Here is a 2,562-nt window from a genome sequence, read left to right as displayed (position 1 = left end):
CTGTGACCCCTCTCGCTGGTTATCGGCATCAATGACTTTTTGGCGCAGGTCTACAGAGTACGCTTTCATTTAGTTTCCGTTCAAGTTTACTCTTTAACTGTATTATATTCAATCAGGAACTGCTGTAAGTTTTTTTCTTAAGGCTTGAAGGACACTCAATTCATAGTTAATTCGATTAACTTTGATTTCACCATCAGCGTTGTTTTCTAAAATCAGTTCTTGCCAACCACTACGCAAGACTCCATCGGTCGGGATGTCTTCTCCTGGGCTGTAATAACGCTGTTTACTATCAGCGTACTTTTTCAGTAGTTCTAATGCTTGAATAACAATTCGGGGTGAACTTCATTGTTTGAGCAAAATTCTAACTGGACCAAAATTAAAGGTAAGATTCTCCGATAGTAAGCACCGTAAGAAGCCCTCATTACTGTATAAAGCCGTTCGCGGTAGGCATTTCCCGTAGATTTATACTCTTTGACTAAATTTTTGAGCGTCACTTCGCCTGCTATGGGAAAAATTACATCTTTGACAGTGCCATTTGGCTGATTCAAAGAAGCTTCTGCCATTTGATATAGTAAATTGTTCTTGCCATGAACCCGTTTAAAATCTTGCAAAAGTTCTTTATCTACACGTTTTTCGGCTCTCGCTCCTATCCGATGAACAATTTGGATAAGTAGTTCGACTAAATTATCTGTGACCTCAAGACTTCTTTGCCAACAAAAAGCTGTAAACAGTGTGTAACGAATAGCCTTTGGGTGACGGCGTAAGTCATGAGGATGTTCAACCGCTGCTCTATTTTTATATACTTGAAGAACTTTAGTGGGAATTTGTTTAAATAAATTTGGTGGTAGACCTAGTTGCCGGAAATTGTCTAATTTAGCAATCTCTTTTTGAAAGCTTTCTATGCCAATTCTACCAGGGTCGGTTTTCAAGTCAGCCCATGTCGTTTCAGCTTTTTCTATAAATTCATTAGTAGACTCACTCGGCATATCATCTAGTAATAAAGATGAATCTGCTAAATTTAATAAGTTGTCAATCGCCTCTTTAGATTGACTAGATGGCTGCTGGCTAATCTGATTAAAAAAATTATCTTCAAAACTATGAAGGGCAGAACGGATTATCCGTTCTAATCTTAAAAATGTTGGCGGTTCGATTTTAAGTTCGCGTAAATGCGTTAATGCCGCTAATTTTAATTGCTCAAACTTCAACTCGTAAATTAGTGCTTGCTCGGTTAACCAATTAGCTAATTCTTCTGTATCGTGGCTCTGTGCTTCTCGAAATCCAAAAAACTCTCGGATTTGGGCGCGGTGATATTTAATGGAGCGCCCTTGCCAATTGTAAGAGTGATATTTTTTCCCTTTAATATTTAAAAGCTTTGCTACATAATCTACAACGTCCACAGGAATTTCTGAGCAATTCTCTGTAAATCTAGCTTCTAGTTGGAAGAATTTAAGGAGTAGAGCAAATCCCAATATATTCTGGTCATTTTTCTGAGTTAATTGCTCTAATTCCTTTGGTAGCAGCGTCCAATGTTCTACTAATTCTTCTAAACGCCAGGTTTTCTTCATCAAGTCCACTTTTCAACCGCAAAGCATTATATCTCCTCGGCGATGACCTTTTTGCTTTTCTCTTGAAACTTGCCCAATAACACTTATTTATGGGCAAGTTAGCGACAATTAATTGCTGTAAGATGTAATCAAATGGTACTCACGCCGAGAGTGCCAAATTATCATTTATGGGCAAGTTTGAATAATGACTAGGACTGCCCCACCACTGAAGCTCACAAATTTAGAACAGCGCACTCGCGAACACCTGCTTCCAGGTGAAGTCGAAGTGATGCTCAAGGCGGCAAAAGTTGTTGGACGGCATGGTCATCGCGACCGGACTCTAATTCTCTTGGCTTATCGTCACGGTCTAAGGATTTCAGAACTGGTAGCGCTGCGGTGGTCACAGGTCGATTTTAGTGATGGCACAATTTATATTAATCGGCTGAAGCATGGAATTAGTGCTACACACCCGCTACGCGGACCGGAACTGCGGGCATTGCGACAGTTGCAACGGGAGTATCCTGATTCCCCTTATTTGTTTATGTCTGAGCGTGGAGCGGCGATGGCAGCAGCTACCGCTAGAGGCATTATTGAGCGAGCAGGTGTCAAAGCTGGCTTGCCAATTTCTGTGCATCCGCATATGTTACGCCATGCTTGCGGTTTCTATCTAGCAGCTAAGGGGCATGATACACGGGCGATTCAGGCTTATTTAGGACATAAAAATATTCAGCATACGGTTCGCTATACCGAGTTAGCTCCAGGGCGTTTTAGAGATTTCTGAACGGACTAAGTGAGATTTTATCAGCAAAACACATCCACCCCTAGCTTCTTTGTAAAAACCTATGACCAATCTTACTTCTAGCCGATCTTGCCCCTGGTGACAGCTTCGCTGATACTGTTGGCGAATTCAGAAGAGCTATCCAGTTTTCGGTCTAAGTGCTAGAAATCTTGAATAGCGAGTGGGAGCTAAAGGAATACCATTTGCCCAAGCATCAAAACGACATAAATTAAGCGCCGC

Annotated in this window: 1 protein-coding gene and 2 pseudogenes; 1 reads left to right on the top strand and 2 read right to left on the bottom strand. The window is 41.2% G+C overall.

The window, feature by feature from the left end; translation table 11 throughout:
• Positions 1 to 126: 126 nt before the first annotated feature.
• Both AC2VE5_RS25705 and AC2VE5_RS25700 read right to left on the bottom strand, forming a co-directional pair.
• Positions 127 to 947: pseudogene (locus tag AC2VE5_RS25705) on the bottom strand (Tn3 family transposase); the annotation flags it as partial.
• Between the two features lie 83 nt (positions 948 to 1,030).
• Positions 1,031 to 1,565: pseudogene (locus tag AC2VE5_RS25700) on the bottom strand (DUF4158 domain-containing protein); the annotation flags it as partial.
• A 184-nt stretch (positions 1,566 to 1,749) separates the two neighbouring features.
• Between AC2VE5_RS25700 and AC2VE5_RS25695 the strand changes: the two are divergent.
• Entirely contained in the window at positions 1,750 to 2,325 is a 576-nt protein-coding gene (locus AC2VE5_RS25695) for a tyrosine-type recombinase/integrase (RefSeq protein WP_486890411.1), read from the top strand.
• Positions 2,326 to 2,562: the final 237 nt, after the last annotated feature.

This window comes from Aliterella sp. E5.1 (assembly GCF_057473825.1).
Note: the sequence above shows the minus strand (reverse complement) of the source record. Positions and strands in the feature narration are given on the sequence as shown.